Annotated in this window: 22 protein-coding genes; 10 read left to right on the top strand and 12 right to left on the bottom strand. The window is 65.1% G+C overall.

Annotated elements, in window-relative coordinates:
• Window positions 1-14 precede the first annotated feature (14 nt).
• Window positions 15-377 carry a hydroxyisourate hydrolase gene (gene uraH / locus FQU96_RS15570; protein WP_146542223.1) on the top strand — a complete coding sequence of 121 codons (363 nt, stop codon included), beginning with the start codon at window positions 15-17 and terminating at the stop codon, window positions 375-377.
• 191 nt (window positions 378-568) lie between these two features.
• On the opposite strand, the gene FQU96_RS15565 is transcribed toward uraH, so the two are convergent.
• Entirely contained in the window at window positions 569-1,951 is a 1,383-nt protein-coding gene (locus FQU96_RS15565) for a PLP-dependent aminotransferase family protein (RefSeq protein ID WP_146542222.1), read from the bottom strand.
• 91 nt (window positions 1,952-2,042) lie between these two features.
• On the opposite strand from FQU96_RS15565, the gene FQU96_RS15560 reads away from it, so the two are divergent.
• A complete protein-coding gene (locus tag FQU96_RS15560) occupies window positions 2,043-2,828 on the top strand; it encodes a PhzF family phenazine biosynthesis protein (RefSeq protein WP_146542221.1) in 786 nt (261 codons plus the stop codon).
• A complete protein-coding gene (locus FQU96_RS15555) occupies window positions 2,828-3,451 on the top strand; it encodes a glutathione S-transferase family protein (protein WP_146542220.1) in 624 nt (207 codons plus the stop codon). Before FQU96_RS15560 ends, FQU96_RS15555 begins: the two co-directional genes overlap by 1 nt.
• Before the next feature lie 68 nt (window positions 3,452-3,519).
• Here FQU96_RS15555 and FQU96_RS15550 read toward each other — a convergent pair whose 3' ends face one another.
• Complete coding sequence (locus FQU96_RS15550) at window positions 3,520-4,701, bottom strand: MFS transporter (RefSeq protein ID WP_146542219.1); 1,182 nt, start codon at window positions 4,699-4,701, stop codon at window positions 3,520-3,522.
• 90 nt (window positions 4,702-4,791) lie between these two features.
• On the opposite strand from FQU96_RS15550, the gene FQU96_RS15545 reads away from it, so the two are divergent.
• Window positions 4,792-5,571 (top strand): helix-turn-helix domain-containing protein, encoded by a 780-nt coding sequence (locus FQU96_RS15545; protein WP_146542218.1) that lies wholly within the window; start codon window positions 4,792-4,794, stop codon window positions 5,569-5,571.
• A gap of 13 nt (window positions 5,572-5,584) precedes the next feature.
• On the opposite strand, the gene FQU96_RS15540 is transcribed toward FQU96_RS15545, so the two are convergent.
• A complete protein-coding gene (locus tag FQU96_RS15540; protein ID WP_146542217.1) occupies window positions 5,585-6,094 on the bottom strand; it encodes an SRPBCC domain-containing protein in 510 nt (169 codons plus the stop codon).
• Window positions 6,095-6,117: 23 nt separating this feature from the next.
• The gene (locus FQU96_RS15535) at window positions 6,118-6,414 is read right to left on the bottom strand and encodes a helix-turn-helix transcriptional regulator (RefSeq protein WP_146542216.1); all 297 of its coding nucleotides are present in this window, start codon (window positions 6,412-6,414) and stop codon (window positions 6,118-6,120) included.
• Window positions 6,415-6,530: 116 nt separating this feature from the next.
• Between FQU96_RS15535 and FQU96_RS15530 the strand changes: the two genes are divergently transcribed.
• The gene (locus FQU96_RS15530; RefSeq protein ID WP_146542215.1) at window positions 6,531-7,424 is read left to right on the top strand and encodes a TauD/TfdA family dioxygenase; all 894 of its coding nucleotides are present in this window, start codon (window positions 6,531-6,533) and stop codon (window positions 7,422-7,424) included.
• 22 nt (window positions 7,425-7,446) lie between these two features.
• Here the strand turns inward: FQU96_RS15530 and FQU96_RS15525 are convergent, their stop codons facing one another.
• Together FQU96_RS15525 and FQU96_RS15520 are read right to left on the bottom strand one after the other, a co-directional pair.
• Window positions 7,447-8,046, bottom strand: a complete 600-nt coding sequence (locus FQU96_RS15525) for an alpha-ketoglutarate-dependent dioxygenase AlkB (RefSeq protein WP_146542214.1) — start codon at window positions 8,044-8,046, stop codon at window positions 7,447-7,449.
• 80 nt (window positions 8,047-8,126) lie between these two features.
• A complete protein-coding gene (locus tag FQU96_RS15520; RefSeq protein ID WP_146542213.1) occupies window positions 8,127-8,567 on the bottom strand; it encodes a response regulator in 441 nt (146 codons plus the stop codon).
• A 202-nt stretch (window positions 8,568-8,769) separates the two neighbouring features.
• Between FQU96_RS15520 and FQU96_RS15515 the strand changes: the two genes are divergently transcribed.
• Window positions 8,770-9,069, top strand: coding sequence for a hypothetical protein (locus FQU96_RS15515; RefSeq protein WP_146542212.1), 300 nt, complete (start codon window positions 8,770-8,772; stop codon window positions 9,067-9,069).
• A gap of 10 nt (window positions 9,070-9,079) precedes the next feature.
• On the opposite strand, the gene FQU96_RS15510 is transcribed toward FQU96_RS15515, so the two are convergent.
• A complete protein-coding gene (locus tag FQU96_RS15510; RefSeq protein ID WP_146542211.1) occupies window positions 9,080-9,850 on the bottom strand; it encodes a metalloprotease in 771 nt (256 codons plus the stop codon).
• Between the two features lie 12 nt (window positions 9,851-9,862).
• Window positions 9,863-10,495, bottom strand: coding sequence for a hypothetical protein (locus FQU96_RS15505; protein ID WP_146542210.1), 633 nt, complete (start codon window positions 10,493-10,495; stop codon window positions 9,863-9,865).
• 192 nt (window positions 10,496-10,687) lie between these two features.
• Between FQU96_RS15505 and FQU96_RS15500 the strand changes: the two genes are divergently transcribed.
• The 3 genes from FQU96_RS15500 to FQU96_RS15490 all read left to right on the top strand — a co-directional run bounded on the left by FQU96_RS15500 (window position 10,688) and on the right by FQU96_RS15490 (window position 13,019).
• Complete coding sequence (locus tag FQU96_RS15500; protein ID WP_146542209.1) at window positions 10,688-11,155, top strand: GFA family protein; 468 nt, start codon at window positions 10,688-10,690, stop codon at window positions 11,153-11,155.
• A gap of 130 nt (window positions 11,156-11,285) precedes the next feature.
• Window positions 11,286-12,449, top strand: coding sequence for an alpha-D-ribose 1-methylphosphonate 5-triphosphate diphosphatase (locus FQU96_RS15495; protein WP_146542208.1), 1,164 nt, complete (start codon window positions 11,286-11,288; stop codon window positions 12,447-12,449).
• A gap of 108 nt (window positions 12,450-12,557) precedes the next feature.
• Complete coding sequence (locus tag FQU96_RS15490) at window positions 12,558-13,019, top strand: hypothetical protein (protein WP_146542207.1); 462 nt, start codon at window positions 12,558-12,560, stop codon at window positions 13,017-13,019.
• A gap of 21 nt (window positions 13,020-13,040) precedes the next feature.
• Here the strand turns inward: FQU96_RS15490 and FQU96_RS15485 are convergent, their stop codons facing one another.
• The 3 genes from FQU96_RS15485 to FQU96_RS15475 form a co-directional block, all read right to left on the bottom strand.
• Complete coding sequence (locus FQU96_RS15485) at window positions 13,041-13,508, bottom strand: GFA family protein (RefSeq protein WP_146542206.1); 468 nt, start codon at window positions 13,506-13,508, stop codon at window positions 13,041-13,043.
• A gap of 56 nt (window positions 13,509-13,564) precedes the next feature.
• The gene (gene rsgA, locus FQU96_RS15480) at window positions 13,565-14,776 is read right to left on the bottom strand and encodes a ribosome small subunit-dependent GTPase A (protein WP_255468368.1); all 1,212 of its coding nucleotides are present in this window, start codon (window positions 14,774-14,776) and stop codon (window positions 13,565-13,567) included.
• Between the two features lie 131 nt (window positions 14,777-14,907).
• Window positions 14,908-15,375, bottom strand: coding sequence for an Lrp/AsnC family transcriptional regulator (locus tag FQU96_RS15475; RefSeq protein ID WP_146542612.1), 468 nt, complete (start codon window positions 15,373-15,375; stop codon window positions 14,908-14,910).
• A 122-nt stretch (window positions 15,376-15,497) separates the two neighbouring features.
• On the opposite strand from FQU96_RS15475, the gene FQU96_RS15470 reads away from it, so the two are divergent.
• On the top strand, window positions 15,498-16,112 hold the full coding sequence (locus FQU96_RS15470) for a glutathione S-transferase family protein (RefSeq protein WP_146542205.1): 615 nt from the start codon (window positions 15,498-15,500) through the stop codon (window positions 16,110-16,112).
• A 6-nt stretch (window positions 16,113-16,118) separates the two neighbouring features.
• Here the strand turns inward: FQU96_RS15470 and FQU96_RS42210 are convergent, their stop codons facing one another.
• Complete coding sequence (locus FQU96_RS42210) at window positions 16,119-16,520, bottom strand: RidA family protein (protein WP_178130529.1); 402 nt, start codon at window positions 16,518-16,520, stop codon at window positions 16,119-16,121.
• Window positions 16,521-16,581 lie beyond the last annotated feature (61 nt).

The raw sequence follows: 16,581 nt of genomic DNA, 5'->3' as shown, positions 1-16,581 counted from the left end.
AGGCGATCATCGCCATGGCTACCGACAAGCCACCCGGCCTCACCACGCATGTGCTCGACCTCGTGCGCGGCCGGCCGGGTATCGGCGTAGCCTACCGGCTTTATCGCATCGTCGATGACCGGCGTGCCCTGCTGGCACAAGGCAGCACCAATGGCGATGGCCGCACGGACGCGCCGCTGCTGTCGGGCGATGCCTTCCGCGCCGGCCTCTACGAACTGGAGTTCGACGCGGCCGCCTACTTCCGCGCCACCGGCGGTCCGATGGCCAGCATCTGGACGACGATCCCGATCCGCTTCGAGATCACCGACACCAGCAGCCACCACCACGTACCGCTGCTGCTGTCACCCGGCGGCTACAGTACGTATCGCGGCAGCTGAGCTAGAGCATGCGACGGAATGGTTGACGATGTTCGGAGCGACGTTCTCGTCATCCTGAGCGCAGCGAAGGATCTTGCGGTTTCGGCATCAACACTGCCGGCGCTGATGATCACCAATGCCGACAGTCTTTGAACAATCGACGGCAGGGTCCTTCGCTGCGCTCAGGACGACGACAGTGGCGATCTCAACACCTACAGCGACGCGCTCACCTGATCGTCGACCTCACCGCCCAAGGCGCTCTTCACGATTGACAGCGCGCGCTTCAGCGTCGCCTGGTTGACCGCGCTGCCTATGCACAGGCGTACCCCGCTGGCCATCTTGCTCTCCGCCACGGCAAAAGCCGCCGGTGGCGTCAGCCGCACGCCGGCTGTCAACGCGCGCGCGACCGTGCGTTCGGCATCGAGCGCGCGCATCGGCAGCCAAAGGTGCAGGCTCATCGCTGTCGCCGGTTTGTCCACCACGCCGTCGAGGGCGGCGAGCGCCATGGCGGTACGGGCGCTGGTTTCGGTGCGCACGGCGCGCGCCAGATCGTCGGCCCGGCCGCTTTCGATCCAGTCCGTCGCGACGGCAGCGCCGAGGCCGGCCGGTGAATGCATGAGCGCGCGCAGGGCGCGCAGGCAGCGGTCGAACACGTCGCCGGCGGGCGCGACGAGGAAACCGGTACGCAATCCCGGCGAGAGGATCTTCGACAGGGAGCTGACATAGACCGTGCGCTCGGGCGCCAGCACAGCCAGCGGCGACACGCCAAGATGCTGCGCATAGGGCGCATAGACATCGTCCTCGACAATCCAGAGGTCGCGGGCGCGTGCGATCTTGACGATGTCGTCCCGTCGCTCCCGGCTCATCACCCGTGCGGTGGGGTTTTGCAATGTGGGCAGCGTGTAGAAGACGCGTGCGCCGCTGGCCGCCGCAGCGCGATCCAGCGATGCCGGCCGTGCGCCCTGCGCATCCATGTCGACGGCCACGAGCCGGTATCCCTGCTGCGCGGCGAGCGCCTTGATGCCGGGAAAGGTCGCGGCATCGCACAGGACAGTGTCGTCTGGCTTGCACAGTGCCGCGAGCGCAAGCGCCATCGCGTTCTGCGTGCCCGAACAGCATATGAGTCGGCGCCAATCCAAATCGTCGAAACGCGCGGTCCGGCCCAGCCAGGCCGCGCCGGCGCGCCGGTCGACATCGAGGCCGCAGGGCGGTTGATAGTCGAGGCGTTGCTGCCATGCGGTCTGCCGGCGCAGCGCCGCCACCGTCTCGACCATGGCATCCATGGGCGCGATTGGCGCCGTGTTGATGGTGAGATCAATCAGCCCGTCGGGTACGGCGTCACCTTGAGAGCGGTCAACCACGAAGGTGCCGCGTCCGACATGGGCAGCGACCAGGCCGCGTTGTGCCGCATCATCATAGGCACGGGTCACGGCGCCGACGCTGATCGACAGCGCGTATGCCAGGTCGCGTTGCGGCGGCAGTCGATCGCCCGCGGCGAGCCGGCCCGTTTCGATGTCCTGCGCCATCGCCGCCACCAGCCGGCGGTAGATCGGGGTCGATCGTGAGGCAGAGAGCTTGGGACGCCAGGTGGCCATCGCTGATTCCATTATTGTATCTGGTACAATATACAGATTGATTCATATATCAATCATTGTATTGAGCCAGGAACAATCATGGAGACTGGCCGTGAACGTTCCGATCTACCAAGTCGATGCCTTCGCCGACCGCCCTTTCACCGGCAATCCGGCGGCGGTCATGGTTCTCGATCGCTTCGCTGACGATGCCGCCCTGCAGGCGATCGCAGCCGAAAACAACCTGGCAGAGACCGCCTTTATCGTCGCCGACGGTGATGATTTCCGCCTGCGCTGGTTCACGCCGACGGTCGAGGTGCCACTGTGTGGCCATGCCACGCTGGCGAGCGCCGCCGTGGTCCTCGAGCGTCTGTCACCGCGACGCAACCAGGTCACCTTCCACTCGGCGAGCGGTCCCCTCAGCGTCCAGCGGACACCAACAGGCTACGTCATGAACTTTCCCGCACGGCCGGCGACGCCCGTGGCGCCGCCCTTCGGGATCGTCGAGGCGCTCGGCGCGCGCCCGATCGACGTGGCGTGGGACCGCTTCAACTATCTCGCCCTATTGAAGACGGCAGACGACGTGCGCCGCCTGATACCCAACGAGGCGGCCATCGCCAAGCTCGACTGTGACGGTGTGATCGTGACGGCACCCGGCGACAACGGATATGATTTCGTCAGCCGCTATTTCGCGCCGGCCAAGGGCATCCCCGAGGATCCCGTGACCGGTGGTGCGCACTGCTCACTGGCGCCCTACTGGGCGCAGCGCCTGAACAAGACGGCGTTCCGCGCCTTCCAGGCCTCTCCGCGCGGCGGCGAAGTGATCTGCCGGCTCGTAGGCGATCGCGTCGAGCTGGAGGGAAGCTGCATCTTCTATCTCGAAGGGCGCGCGGCGATCTGATGCTGCGCATCCACGGCTACGCCCAATCGATCAACGTCCGCAAGGTCTTGTGGACGTGCGCCGAGCTTGCCCTGCCCTATGAGCGGGAGGATTGGGCGGGCCCCTTCCGCTCCACCGCCGATCCAACGTTCCGGTCGCTCAACCCGGTCGGCATGGTCCCCGTCATCGACGACGACGGCACCATCCTCTGGGAGTCCAACACCATCGTGCGGTATCTGACGGCGAGCCGTAACCGCCATGATCTGCTGCCCGACGATCCCGCGCCCCGCGCCCGGATCGAAATGTGGATGGACTGGCAAGCATCGGACTTCAACAACAGCTGGCGCGTCGCCTTTCAGGGGCTGGTGCGCCACAATCCCGATCATCAGGACGCAGGCGCCATCGAGCGATCGATGGTCACGTTCGCCGGTATGGTGGGCATCGTCGACGAACAGTTGGCAATATCGGGTGGCTACATCTGCGGTTCGCAGTTTTCTGCTGCCGACATTGCCATCGGCCTGTCGGTCCATCGCTGGCGATCGATCCCGGTGCCCAAGCCGCGGTTCGATCATGTGGATCGATACTATGAACGCCTCTGCGAGCGCGCGGGCTTCCGTCAGCATGGCCGCGACGGCGGCCCGTGACGCTTGCCCCGTAAAAAAAGCAGCGCGCGGCTAACCATGCCGCGCGCTGTTCTTGTTCAAATGGCCGGTTAGCGTTCCGCTGCCGCCAGCGTCGGGTTTGACGGGAACCACAGCGCCGAGGCGACCAGGCCCAGCGCGCTGACACCCAGCACCAGGAACAGTGCCGTAAAGCCCTGGCCCCAGCCGTACAGGATGGCGACCAGCGGTATCGCCACTGCGCTGGCGCCGAACGATACGCAATAGCGCACGGCGTAGACACGGGAGCGGACCTCGTCGGCGGCATAGCGAGCCACCATTACCTCGTTGACGACGATCTGGCCGAAGACGAAGAACATCATCGGCACCGCGACCAACACGATCGTCCAGCCGCCGGCGTAGCCCGCCAGCAACAGCAGCGGCACCTGCAGCGCCACGATGGGCAGGAAGACCGCGCGGGTCGACCAGCGGTCCATCACTGGCCCGATGCACAGCTGGGCGAACGCCGCGAAGGCATAGACGGCCGACACCAGCAGGCCGACGCCGAACGTTCCCGACACCAGGCTGGACAACCGCTCGGCGAACACCTTCGGCATCGCCAGCGTGGTGGCGCTGAAGATGACGCCGTTCAGCGCCGTGGACACCATCAGGATGACGAACAGGCGCACCAGCATGGTGCGGTCGAAGGACGGACCGGAGGCTGCCGACCGCTTGGCCACGACGGGCTTTTCTTCCTTCACCAGCGCCATGAAGCCGACGCCGGCAACGATGCTGATGACTCCCGGCGCGATGAAGGCTGCCCGCCAGGAGATCCAGTCGGTCAAGGCACCGGCAACCAGCGCAGCGAATGCGACGCCCAGATTGCCCCACAGACCATTGATGCCCATGGTGCGCCCGATCTTGGCCGGATCGAGACCGGCCAGCATGGCATTACCGATCGGATGATAGATCGCGGCGCTGACACCCAGCACGGTCAGCATGACCGCCATCTGCATCGGCGTTTCGACAAATCCGGTCAGAATGCAGGTGACACCGGTGGCCAGGAAGAACACCACCATCATCTTGTGCCGACTCCAGCGATCGCCCAACCAGCCGGCCGGCAGCGAACAGGCGCCAAAGGCGATGAACCCGCCCAGTGAGAGCGCCAGGAGCTCACCGTAGGGCATCGCAAATTCTTGCGATAGTGCGATCACGATGGTGGGGAAAATCAGCATCACCAGGTGATCGATGGCATGGGCCGTATTGACGAAAGGAACCAGGTAGGATCTCGACATGATGTGTATCCAGTTGCGAACAGCTGACCGGTACACAGAACCCAAATGGCTTGCGCCAGCGTATAAGACAGCTATCGTCGCGAACCAGCCATGGCCCACGACGATCCTGATTCGTTGCCCTTCCAGTCGACCACGCGCCCTGTTGCGGCGCTGGCCAAGGACTATCCGCACGGACACGTGATCGCCTGGCACAGCCACCGCCGGGCGCAGCTGCTGCATTCATTGTCAGGCGTCGTGACGGTGAACTCCGAGGCCGGCACGTGGGTCGTACCGCCCCATCGCGGCGTGTGGATGCCGCCCGGCATGACGCACGAGGTCCGCCTCACGGGGTCGGTCCAGATGCGCACTGTCTTCATCGAACCCGGCGCCAGGGCCGATCTGCAGGCCGATTGCGTGGTGGTCGACATATCGCCGCTGCTGCGCGCGCTGCTCGACACGGCGACAACCCTGCCCCTCGACTACCCCCTGGGCGGCCGCGAGGAGCGGATCATGGAGCTCATCCTCGACGAGCTCCGCGCGCTGCCGATCCTCTCGCTCGATATCCGTCTGCCGGCGGATCCTGCGCTGGCCGCGCTCTGCAAGCGCATCCTGCAGCGACCCGAAGAGCCGGTGTCCCTGGCCAGCGGCGCGGCCTATCTCGACACCAGCCCTCGCACCCTCTCCCGCCTCTTCCAGCGCGAAACCGGCATGAGCTTCGCCCAGTGGGTTCGTCGCGCCCGCCTGCTGAAGAGCCTCGATGCGCTTGCCGCGGGCACGCCGATCGTCGATGTCGCCTTGTCGCTGGGCTACGACAGCCCCAGCGCCTTCAGCGCCATGTTCCGGCGAACGCTGGGCGTTGCACCCAGCGTCTATTTCGGCCGCGACGCCTGAACGTTGCTGTTGGTCATCGCGCCAGATTGTTGAGGTCGACGCCATACAGCGCGGCATTCTTCTGCATGGAGACGGACCGCTCCGCGAGCGTCTCGCCGCGCAGGGTGGCGCTCAACATATCGAGCATCGCATGCCATCCCATCGCGTTCTGCGGCACGAAGCGCTCGAGAACAGGAAAATGCTGGAACGTCAGCATCACGTCGGCGCCATGAGGCGCGAGTGCGAATGTCGGATAGGACTCGGGATAGGCCGAAACCGCATCGGGGCCATCCTCGGGCGTGAACACGTTCCAGGTGTAGATCAGCTTGCTCGGCGGCTGCCATTGCGTGACGATCCCACGGATATGGCCGCCCATCAGGCGCACCACGCCGCCCTGGCGCGGCTCGATGCTGCTGTCTTCACCGAACCACAACGGCAACAATCGCGTGTCCGTCAAATGCGACCACACCTTCCCGATCGGGCCCGGCAGGATGCGCTTGAACGTCACGCACGGCACCGTCGCCATCATCCCTTTGTCGTCCATGTCTCTTCTCCAACCGCGATGGGTTAGCGGCGCAGTGACGCTTCCAGGGCGTCGAACTTGCCGGCCCAGAAGCGCTTCAACGCATTGACCCAGGTCGCCACCGCATCGACGCCCTCCCGGTCAAGCTCGTAGATCCGCCGCTGCGCCTGGGCCCGGACACGCACGAGCTTCGCCGCCCGCAATGTCTTGAGATGCTGCGAGATCGCGGGCGCGGTGATGTCAAAGCGGCCGGCGATCTCCCCTGAAGACAGCGGCCCGTCCGCCAGCGCTTCGACAATCCGACGACGGGTGGGATCGGCAAGAGCGGCCAAACTGTCCATGGATCTTTAATGTACCTAATGCTTAATTAAGTCAATGCTACATTAAAGGCCTTCACGAGATGCCCTTTGTCCCCGACAATGCGAATCGACGCGCGTGTTTCGCGGAGAGGACAGACATGGCGTACCGGCACATCGAGGTCTTGCGTATCGCAGGTGGCTGTGGCGCCGAAATCGGCGGCGTCGACCTGACGCAACCGTTGAGCAGCGCGGTGGTCGGTGAAATACGGCGCGCCATCGTCGACAACCTGGTGCTGTTCTTCCGCGGCCAAGGCGGCATGCGCGATACAGACCAGGTTCGCTTCGCGTCGTACTTTGGCGGTTTCGGCCGCGATCCCTTCGTCGAGGGTGAAGAGACGCACCCCAACGTCATCAAGGTCGCCAAGGAAGCCGATGAAGGCGCCAAGCCGACGTTCGGTGGCAACTGGCATTCCGACTGGAGTTTCCTCGAGACGCCGCCAGCCTACACGCTGCTGCACGCCCGGGAACTGCCGCTCTACGGCGGCGACACGTTGTTTGCCAATCAGTACCTCGCCTACGAGACGCTGTCGGATGGCTTGCGACAGATGCTCGATGGGCTGCGCGCCATCTACTGGGCCAAGTCCTATGCCAAGGGTGGCGCCTTTCACGACAACAGCAATGCCCGCAGCATGAAGGTCCGTCACGATGCCGCCGACATGGTGGAGATGGTCCATCCTGTCGTGCGCGTGCACCCCGAGTCCGGCCGCCGGGCACTCTATGTCAACACGGCCTATACGGTGCGCTTCGACGACATGACCGAACGCGAGAGCTTGCCGCTGCTGGAGTTCCTCTACAGCCACGCCGTGCGGCCCGAGTTCACCTGCCGCTTCGCCTGGTCACCCGGCGCGTTGGCGATGTGGGACAACCGCTGCCTGCAGCACTTCGCCATCAACGACTATGCCGGCCACCGGCGCGAGATGCGGCGGACCACCATTCAGGGCGAAAAGCCGATCCCCGTCGGCGACGCGGGGCAAACGCCACAGGCGGCCTGACCTGTCTCGCGCCGCCGGCCCGTCAGGATGGCACTGCCTTCTCTTGCGCCTGCCGGTAGCCCTTCTCCGACAGGCTTCGGAATGTGATCGACCACCGGGTGACAGTCATGGGTGCGATGCTGTGCTCCCATTGATGTCGCACCCCGCCGCTGAGATGGTAGATCGAGCGCGCTGCCAGCAGGGTCTGCGCGCGATCAAAACCGTCAGGCCGGCGCCGCCGGAACCGCATCACGGCGGCCGTGCCAAGCGAGATGCCGACGACATGCTCGTAGACGGGGCGATCACGATGCCAACCGATACCCGCTCCCGGATCGTAACGTGTCAGCAGGACCTGCACGAACGCATCGCCCGAGACGTGCGCAAACTGCGCGGCCCGAGCCCGTAGGGTCGTGAGCCATTCGGGGATTGGATCAGCGCGGCCCAGCTGGGCCGTGCCGTAGTCATAGTGCAAGCCGAACGCGGCCGTCTGCCGCCTGGCAGTCCAACCCTGGAACCGGAACGGCGACAGGTCGGCGCCATCGATCGCAGCGATGAGCGCGTTTTCTTCGTCGGACGTGATGACGTCATCGGCGACGCAGAGGCCCGGCGGCAGCGGTTGGCTGAACAGGTCGGATTGCGCCATGGCTTGCGGCTCACGGGAGGTGGTCGCGACGTACCGCGACCAGCGGCACGCGACCTTCTAGATCATCCGGCACGTCGTTCCTACAAGCCAGCGTGCTCGCCGTCGTCCGTCCGCACGCTTCCGTCCCGCTCGCACGACACGGCATCCCTTGGCTCGTCGCTCAGGCAATCGCGCAATGCCCAAAGATCCAGCGGCTCCGCGATGACGGCAATCGCCCCCATCATCAAGGCGTTCGCATCGGTTTTCGGATCCTGTTTCGGGCTGACGATCACGGCGCGGCAGCCAAACCACCGCGGGCACAGTGGAAGAAGATCAAGGCCACTGCCATCCGGCAGATCGAGGCTGGTCACCAAGGCGTCGTATCGACAGGTCAGCAGCAGCGCTTCAGCGTCGGCGAAGGTACTCGCACAGTCCACGTCATAGCCGTTCTGGTGAAAATGTTCGGCAATCCTGGCTGCGGCTTCCGGATCGTCGTGGACCACAAGAAGAAAATTGTGCGCCGCACCTCGTGATTCCGACATCCCTACTCCCACACCTTTGTGCAGGCGCCTGCGCCATGCGTGCCGACAACGCCACGCGAGACCGATGGTTCCCCGGCGAATGCACTGGGCACGCCGGCGGCGTCGTAACGATGCCGCCACGGACAAGCGTTAGTGGATAAACGTCAGGAGCGCCGATACCCACGCCGGGATCGCGCATCAACCATCCAGGAAGGAAACAGGGATGTCAGCCATTTGGATCAAGCTGCACCGGGCACCCGGGCGCCCCGTCGTGGTCAATGTCGGCGCCGCCTTCACCATCGAGGCGACCGACAATGGCCTCACGCGGATTGTTTTCCCCGAGACCAGCGAGGATGCCGACGGCGTTGTCCTGGTGATCGAGACGGTGGACCAGATCTACGAAAAGATCACCAAGGACAGCGGCGCTGTGCGCTGGGAGTACAGCTTCAACCCCAACAGCCTCGGCTTCCTGGGCTTCCCGATGGTTCAGGGCAAACCTCCGGCCGCTTCGCAGCCGACCTGATCGGCACGCGCTACAGACGTGACACGTAAGTCATGCCGGCAGCGATGGCGTCATCGAGCGGCCGGCCGTGCTCATAGCCGGCCTTGAAGCCCTCGACGATGGCCGCGGCACGTTCCGTCGGCGTGCCGTGGTGACTGGGATGGTTCACCTGGTTGTCGCCGAAGGCATGCTGGGTGGCGGCGAACACGGCGGCCGGATAGTCGCGCTTTTCCAGCTTGCGGCGGCCGGCATAGTAGCCGGCCAGGAAATCAGCATGCAGTTCGGCGCGCTTCACGGTCGGTTGGCCGGCCCGCAGGCGCGGGATGAGGCCGCGTTTGAACTGCAGGATGTGGCCGTATTCGTGAGCGCAGATGGCGGTGACGGCCACGTCGGGGTGATCGTTGCCCGACATCAGGCGCTTCAGGAGGCGGCCACCGAAGAGAACCGTCCCGTCGGCCTTCTGCATGCGGACGGCGGAGCTGGCGAACGCGTTCATGCCGTCATGGTCGTCATAGTAGGCGAAGCCCGGCAGGACCTGCAGCGTCGCCGTGAGACGCGCCAATGTCTGGGCGAGCGCATAGTCGAACGTCGGGTCGCCGGACTGACGGATGATGGGCTCCTGCCCTGTCGTGTACATCCGCATCTCCGCCGCCACGTCGTAGTAGGACGACAACTCGGCGTCGGTGAGAATGCAGCCGCTATAGCCCTGCCGCTGGCGCGGCTGCGCTTGCGCCGGGCATGTGCTTCGCCCCCAGAGCAACAGCAGAGCACCGCCCAGAACGACCTCGCGACGAACAATCATGGCGATCCTGCTTCAGCAGAGATTGGGGTACAGCCGGCAGGCCTCGCTGCCGCCCGTGCCGCCTCGTGGCGGCGGCGGGCTCGGCGTCGGCATGGAGGGCGGCCCGGCGAGCGGCGGTGATGGACGCTGCGGCGGCGGGTCGGAATCGGGTGGCTCCGGCTGGTGCGGTTGGACCCGCGGGAACGGCCTTGCCTGGGGATCGGGCTGGCGCGAAACGGGGGGTGGCCCCGACGGGGACGGGGTACTGCCGACCACGTTGATGGCCAGGTACTCGATGCGATTGGACATCTGGCTGAAGCCCATCTGCCAGTCAGTGGCACCGCCCGGGTGGAAGGCACGCATGGCATAAATCATGCCCTGGGGCACCGGTTGCTGCCCCATGATCTGGATGTTCTGCACGGGCCCCAATTCGACCAGCTTGTTGTAGACGAAGGTGCCGTTGGTCTGCTGGTAGATCACCTGCAACAGCTGCTGGCCAAACCAGCCCTGGTTGACCTGACCCGTTTGCAGGCCATGAATGACGATCGCCAGGATGCGCTCCGGCGATGGCTGTGCCTTGGCGATCGCGGCAACGCCCTGAAGACCGACGAACAACACAGCGAACAGCATGTGACGGCCGATCGTTCCAACTTCCGGCCACCGCATTGTTCCGCACTCCTCCGAACGCTCGTGTACCGGCGCGATCTTGCCTTGCCGGCAGACAACGCGCAGAGGGCATCTCGGGACAAAGCCGGACAACGACATGTCCTGGCATCGCAGGCAGCCGCCTGCCACAGTGGTGCCACGAATCTCTCTCGGCGCGTAAGGATCAGATGCGCAAGAGATGGGAGAAGCCGAATGACCGACAATCTCGCGGGCGGTTGTGCCTGTGGTGCCGTGCGGTACCGCCTCACGTCATCGCCGATGTTCGTGCACTGCTGTCACTGCCATGATTGTCAGCGGCAGACGGGCAGCGCCTTCGTACTCAATGCCCTGATCGAAGCCGACCGCATCGTCTTGGTCTCGGGCGAACCCGAAGCCGTCGGCGTGCCCACGGACAGTGGACATCCTCACGACATCCATCGCTGTCCGACCTGCCGGACGGCGCTGTGGAGCGACTACGGCCGCCGCCCGGCATTGCGTTTCGTACGCGTCGGTACACTCGACACGCCGGCAGCGTTGCCGCCTGACGTCCACATCTTCACGCGCTCGAAACTGCCGTGGATCACGCTGCCGCCCGGTGTCGCGGCGTTCGAGGTCTACTACGACATGGAGGCTTTGTGGCCCAAGGCCAGCTTCGAGCGCCGGCGGGCGATCCTGGGCTAGGCCGGCACCTCGATCGCTCGCGGTCTGGCGATGGCAGTCGACGCCAGGGGATCGATCCACACGCTTCGGGGCGAACCTTCACCAACCTGTCACAAACCGACGTTACGTCGTCGCAGCGGAGGGCAAGGCGATGCAACAGCGGTGGCGTATCGTGGGCGTGCAGGCCCTGGTGGATGGCGGCCTGGTGGCCGATACGGCGATCGGCATCGACGGATCGCAGATCGCCGATATTGGTAACCTAGGCACCGGCGCGCGCGAACTGCATTTTGGCGGGCTGCTGGCACTGCCCGGCATCATCGATCTGCACGGCGATGCCTTCGAGCGCCAGCTGATGCCGCGACCCGGCGTATTCTTTGCCGACGACCTCGCCCTTCTCGACACCGACCGACAACTGGCAGCCAATGGCGTGACGACCGCTTTCCACGGCGTAACCTGGTCCTGGGAACCCGGCCTGCGCGGCACTGCGCGGGCGCACGCCATGGCCGACGCGCTGGACCGGCTGCGCACGTCGCTGGCCTGCGACACGCGCCTGCACCTGCGCTGGGAAACCTACAATCTCGACTCGGTCCCCACGGTCCTGCAGTGGCTGGCGGACGGACGCATCCACCTGCTGGCCTTCAACGACCACACGCCACCCATGCTGGCCAAGGTCGACGACCCTGCAGCACTGCTGAAATTCGCCGAGCGTGGCAGCACGACCGTTGACGCATTCCGCGATCTGCTGCGATCGGTCGGCACCCGAGCCGATGCAGTACCCGCGGCCATCGAAACCCTGGCCGCGACGGCACGGCGGCTCGGCGTGCCGCTCGCCAGCCACGACGATGAAACGCCGGCGCAACGCGCGGCGCTGCATGCGCTGGGCTGCACGCTGTGCGAATTCCCCAAGAACCGGGCCACGGCACAGGTGGCGCGCACCGATGGCGACCACGTGCTGATGGGCGCACCCAACGTCGTGCGCGGCGGCAGCCATCTGTCGGGCGTATCGGCCGCCGAGCTGGTCACTGACGGCATCTGCGATGTGCTGACCTCCGACTACTACTACCCCGCCCTGCTGCATGCTCCCTTCCGCCTGGCGCGCGAGCACGGCAGCGGCATCGACCGCTTCTGGCCGCTGGTATCGCAGAACGCAGCACGCGCCGCGGGTCTCGCCGAACGCGGCAGCCTGGCCCCCGGCCGGCGCGCCGATATCATCCTGGTCGACGCCCATGACCCGCGATGGCCGCGTGTGGTCGCCACGATCGTGGCCGGCCGCATCGTTCACCACGACCGGCGCGGCGACGCCCTGGCGGCGTGAAAACCGGTCGCCTCCACCATCCGGCTGACGCCCTTGCTGTGATGGATTCTGGCGTTCAAGGCCGCGCACCTGTACCTTTGTCATGCCGAAGGTACAGGAGAACCGGGCATGGCAGGCCTGCCGACCGTTGATATCGATAAGGTACCCAAAAGCTGGCGGGAAACGCCGGTACCACCCGCCCAGGGCGGCGAGATGGTGGTCTATCGCGGCGTCGCCAGCCGCGCGCGTAACCGCATCGGCAATATCCTCGACCCGGAGGACCTGGTTGGCGGCCAGCTCTCGCGCGAGATCGACGCCGCGCACGATGCGATCTTCAACCAGTATGGGCGTGACCCCATCCTGACTGGAATCGATGCCGGCGGCGTGATCCGTATCCGTATCACTGCAGCCCTGTGGGATGAGCTGGTGCGGACCAACAGCATCTCCGAACGCGGCAACTATCCAGGCTTTTCGCGGCGGTTGAACACGACGGAAATCCGCGTGAACTCCCCCGAAGCCGCGCAGGCGATCAACGGGCAACCGATGGACATCCTGCCGCCCGACTCGCGCTTCGACTTCCGCCGCCCCTGATGCCGACAGCGACAGCCGCAGTCACGTCGGTCGAACACCGCGCCGCGCGAAATCCTCCATCAGCCTGGCGTAATCCTCGATGGCAGGCTGGGTATCGAAGCTGATCTCGGCGGGCGTCGTTGCCCAGGGCAGCTTCTCCTTGGTCCAGACCTCGATGAACGGCACGAACCAATGATGGTCATCCAGCATGGATGCGCGCACATTGACGAACTGGTCGTACCCTTCCGCCCGCGTGAACATCCAGCTCTTGCAGCGAGGGCAGAAATAGTGATGCGCAAATCCCTGCTGCAATCCGCCGATGACCGGCTCACCCGCCGTGACGATGAAACCCACTGACGGCACAGTGACCGTCAGCGTGAAGGCACTTGCCGTCATGCGCTGGCACCCCGTGCAGTGGCAAGCAGATGTGATCATCGGTGGTGCGCTCACGCGGAGCCGGACCTGGCCGCACCGGCAGCCGCCGTCCCATGGTAGTTTCCAATCGCTCATAACGTCCCTCCTCCAGTGCCACTAACTCCCGGTATCGCTGGATAACGATCGCGGCACTAATCCTGCCACCGCGTTCGCTTGTCTTTCATGACGCGCCTGGCCATCTTGCCGAACGCCCGGCTGCGCGCCCGCCGTTGGGCCAGGCTTTCGGTGTTGTGGGCTTCTTCGGCGATCAATTTGCGCCAACGTCGTAAACGGTCGTCGTCGAGCGTTCCGGCATCGATCGCGGCGCGCACCGCGCAACCGGGTTCGGAGTCGTGCCGACAATCGCCGAAGCGGCATGCCCCCGCCAGCGCCACGATGTCGCTGTAGACGTCGTCGAGGCCGGCGCGCACGTCGCTCAGCTGCAGTTCCCGCATGCCGGGCGTGTCCATCAGCCACCCGCCCATCGGCAAGCGATGAAGCGTGCGGCCTGTCGTCGTGTGCTGGCCCTTGTCGTCGCCCGCCCGGATGCCTTGTGTGGCAATCGCTCCACTGCCGGTCAGCGTGTTGATCAGTGTCGACTTGCCAACGCCTGAGGAGCCGATCAGCGCGATGGTCCGGCCGCGCGTACACCACGGCGCCAGCGCGGCGACGTCGTCCGGCATACGCGCATCCAGGACCCTCACCACGAGATCCGGCAGCAGCCCGACCGCCGCGTCGACGAAGGATGCCGGCGACTCTGCCAGGTCCGACTTGGTGAGGACGACGAGCGGCGTCACGTCGGCTTCCCGTGCCAAGGCCAGGTAGCGCTCCAACCGCGCAACGTTGAAATCCTGATTGCAGGAAGACACGATGAACAGCGTGTCGACATTGGCGGCGATGAGCTGAAGGCTGCGGCCGGTTCCTGCCGCACGACGCTTGAATACGCTGCGCCGCCGCAACAGGCGTCGCGGGCGCCCCGTCCGTGGATCGAGCAGCAGCCAGTCGCCGACGGTGGCAACGGCTTCTTCGTCGTCGGCTTCGCCAACGAACGGCGGGATTGTCGTATCGAGGCCGGGGCCGGCGATGCGGACCGCACCACGGTGCACAGCAAGCACCCGTACCGGGACGGCATCGTCGTTGCTTGCGCATTGAGAAGCAAAGAAGTCAGTCCAGCCGAAATCGGCCAGATCAAGAGCGGAAAATGTCATGAGTCTCGAGCCAGCTAGGCACCGCGTCGGATAAGACACGGGCGCAGGACAAAGCGACGTGAACCGGTTCGCGCTGAAGACAGCGGGAATACCGGTCGTCGGCTGGATCGAGAAGCAGTGAGAGCGATGGGCGTCGAGGTCAACCTCGACCGACACCGTCAGGTCGCCGCGCGGTCTCCGCCAGCCGGGTGGGATGCAACGACAGTCATGAGAGGCCTCCTTCCCCGGTTTGGTGTTCGGCGCGCACTATGACGATCGCCGCGGCAGACATCAACCCCGATCGTATGTCAGGCGCCGCCGCGCACCAGATCCCGCGTGATCGGCTTTGCCTGCTCGCTGCGCAGCACGACCGATGTTGTCACGGCGCCAAACCGGCCCAGCATATCGACCACAACAGCCAGCCTGTCGGGCGCCGGCACAATCACTTTCAGGATGAAGCAGTCCTCCCCGGTGACTCGGTGCACTTCGACGACATTGGGGATCTCGGCAAACTTCCTCAGGCAGGCGCGAATGTGTTCGTGCGTCGTCTTGAGGCGGACGATCGCCATCATTCCCAACCCCAGGGCTTGCGGATTGACGCGCGCGCCGTAGCCTGCAATGACGCCACGATCCTCCAGACGCTTGACCCGTTCCGACATCGCGGGCTGCGAAAGGCCGATCTTGCGGCCAAGCTCGGAGAGCGGCACGCGTCCATCCGCCTGCAACGCCTCGATGATGGCGAGATCCTTGTCGTCGAGGCCGCCGTTGACACGCATATCAGAAACCATGTCGGGTTTGAATTCATCGGTTGAAACGACATTTGACCGATGACTCATCATGCCATGCATCGTCGATCCGTGCCACCATCCGACGACTGAGCCTGGGAGGCCGAGCCACGATGCGTCTGATCGGTATGATGGATTCGCCGTATGTGCGGCGCGTTGCGGTATCGTTGAAGTGCCTCGGCGTGCCGTTCACCCATGAGCCGGTGTCGGTATTCCGCCACTACGACGACTTCGCCGCGGTCAACCCTGTGGTCAAAGCGCCGACTCTCGTGACGGAGGGCGGGATCGTCCTGATGGATTCCGGCCTGATCCTCGAGCATGTCGAGCAGCTGGTGCCGGCGGAGCGCCGCCTGACGCCGACCGACCTCGCCGATCATGCGCGCGCCCAGCGCATCATCGGCCTGGCCCTGGCGGCGTGCGAGAAGACCGTTCAGATGGTGTATGAGACCACCCTGCGTCCGGCCGAAAAGCATCATCAGCCCTGGCTCGCGCGCGTGCGCGGCCAGCTGCTGGCGGCGTACCGGCTGCTGGAGGCCGAGCTGGGTACTGGCGACGCCTGGCTGTTCGGCGGCCGCCCGCTTCAGGCCGACATCACGGCGGCCGTCGCCTGGCGCTTTACCGGCTTCGCCCTGCCCGATGTCGCACGCACCGATGCCCATCCGGCGCTGGCCCGTCTGTCGCAACGCGCCGAAGCCCTACCTGAATTCGCGTCTTCACCGTTGGAATGAATTGGTCTACCCAACGACCGCCATCAGATCGATTTCGATTAGGAACTCGGGTTTGGATAGACGCGTCACACCAACCGTCGTGCTCGGCGGCATGCGTCCCGGCGTGTAGTAGACCGGGAGACCTGGGCTGCGGATCATGCGTATGTAGGCGTCGACATCCAGCACGAAGATCCGGCGGAAGACGACATCATCCCAGCTCGCCCCCGCCGCAGCGAGCTGGATACCCAGATTGTCCATCACCTTGATGTACTGCGCCCGGTAGTCGCCGGGTGCCACCGGATCATAATTTTCGTCCGACGGTGTCTGACCGGCGATAAAGATCAGTTTCCCCGGATTCTGGATCGTCACGACCCGCGCAAACGCCGGATGTTCGTAGACACCCGGTGGATTGATGATTTCCTTGTTCATGACCGTCTTCCTCGGCAACACTCTGAGTGGTTTTCCTGCAAACGATTGCATTCTCAGCCAG

Origin of the sequence: Reyranella sp. CPCC 100927 (assembly GCF_007859315.1) — a bacterium.
Lineage (GTDB): Bacteria > Pseudomonadota > Alphaproteobacteria > Reyranellales > Reyranellaceae > Vineibacter.
The sequence above is the reverse complement of the archived record's forward strand: the minus strand, read 5'-3'. Positions and strand labels throughout refer to the sequence as shown.

Excerpts from the sequence above, each read along its gene's own strand:
- FQU96_RS15505 (WP_146542210.1), bottom strand. The coding sequence starts at position 10,495 with ATGCGGTGGCCGGAAGTTGGAACGATCGGCCGTCACATGCTGTTCGCT.
- FQU96_RS15520 (WP_146542213.1), bottom strand. The coding sequence starts at position 8,567 with ATGTCGGAATCACGAGGTGCGGCGCACAATTTTCTTCTTGTGGTCCAC.
- FQU96_RS15500 (WP_146542209.1), top strand. The coding sequence starts at position 10,688 with ATGACCGACAATCTCGCGGGCGGTTGTGCCTGTGGTGCCGTGCGGTAC.
- FQU96_RS15550 (WP_146542219.1), bottom strand. The coding sequence starts at position 4,701 with ATGTCGAGATCCTACCTGGTTCCTTTCGTCAATACGGCCCATGCCATC.
- FQU96_RS15470 (WP_146542205.1), top strand. The coding sequence starts at position 15,498 with ATGCGTCTGATCGGTATGATGGATTCGCCGTATGTGCGGCGCGTTGCG.
- FQU96_RS42210 (WP_178130529.1), bottom strand. The coding sequence starts at position 16,520 with ATGAACAAGGAAATCATCAATCCACCGGGTGTCTACGAACATCCGGCG.
- FQU96_RS15510 (WP_146542211.1), bottom strand. The coding sequence starts at position 9,850 with ATGATTGTTCGTCGCGAGGTCGTTCTGGGCGGTGCTCTGCTGTTGCTC.
- FQU96_RS15545 (WP_146542218.1), top strand. The coding sequence starts at position 4,792 with ATGGCCCACGACGATCCTGATTCGTTGCCCTTCCAGTCGACCACGCGC.
- FQU96_RS15525 (WP_146542214.1), bottom strand. The coding sequence starts at position 8,046 with ATGGCGCAATCCGACCTGTTCAGCCAACCGCTGCCGCCGGGCCTCTGC.
- uraH (WP_146542223.1), top strand. The coding sequence starts at position 15 with ATGGCTACCGACAAGCCACCCGGCCTCACCACGCATGTGCTCGACCTC.
- FQU96_RS15565 (WP_146542222.1), bottom strand. The coding sequence starts at position 1,951 with ATGGCCACCTGGCGTCCCAAGCTCTCTGCCTCACGATCGACCCCGATC.
- FQU96_RS15555 (WP_146542220.1), top strand. The coding sequence starts at position 2,828 with ATGCTGCGCATCCACGGCTACGCCCAATCGATCAACGTCCGCAAGGTC.
- FQU96_RS15535 (WP_146542216.1), bottom strand. The coding sequence starts at position 6,414 with ATGGACAGTTTGGCCGCTCTTGCCGATCCCACCCGTCGTCGGATTGTC.
- FQU96_RS15495 (WP_146542208.1), top strand. The coding sequence starts at position 11,286 with ATGCAACAGCGGTGGCGTATCGTGGGCGTGCAGGCCCTGGTGGATGGC.
- FQU96_RS15530 (WP_146542215.1), top strand. The coding sequence starts at position 6,531 with ATGGCGTACCGGCACATCGAGGTCTTGCGTATCGCAGGTGGCTGTGGC.
- FQU96_RS15475 (WP_146542612.1), bottom strand. The coding sequence starts at position 15,375 with ATGCGTGTCAACGGCGGCCTCGACGACAAGGATCTCGCCATCATCGAG.
- FQU96_RS15515 (WP_146542212.1), top strand. The coding sequence starts at position 8,770 with ATGTCAGCCATTTGGATCAAGCTGCACCGGGCACCCGGGCGCCCCGTC.
- FQU96_RS15485 (WP_146542206.1), bottom strand. The coding sequence starts at position 13,508 with ATGAGCGATTGGAAACTACCATGGGACGGCGGCTGCCGGTGCGGCCAG.
- FQU96_RS15540 (WP_146542217.1), bottom strand. The coding sequence starts at position 6,094 with ATGGACGACAAAGGGATGATGGCGACGGTGCCGTGCGTGACGTTCAAG.
- FQU96_RS15490 (WP_146542207.1), top strand. The coding sequence starts at position 12,558 with ATGGCAGGCCTGCCGACCGTTGATATCGATAAGGTACCCAAAAGCTGG.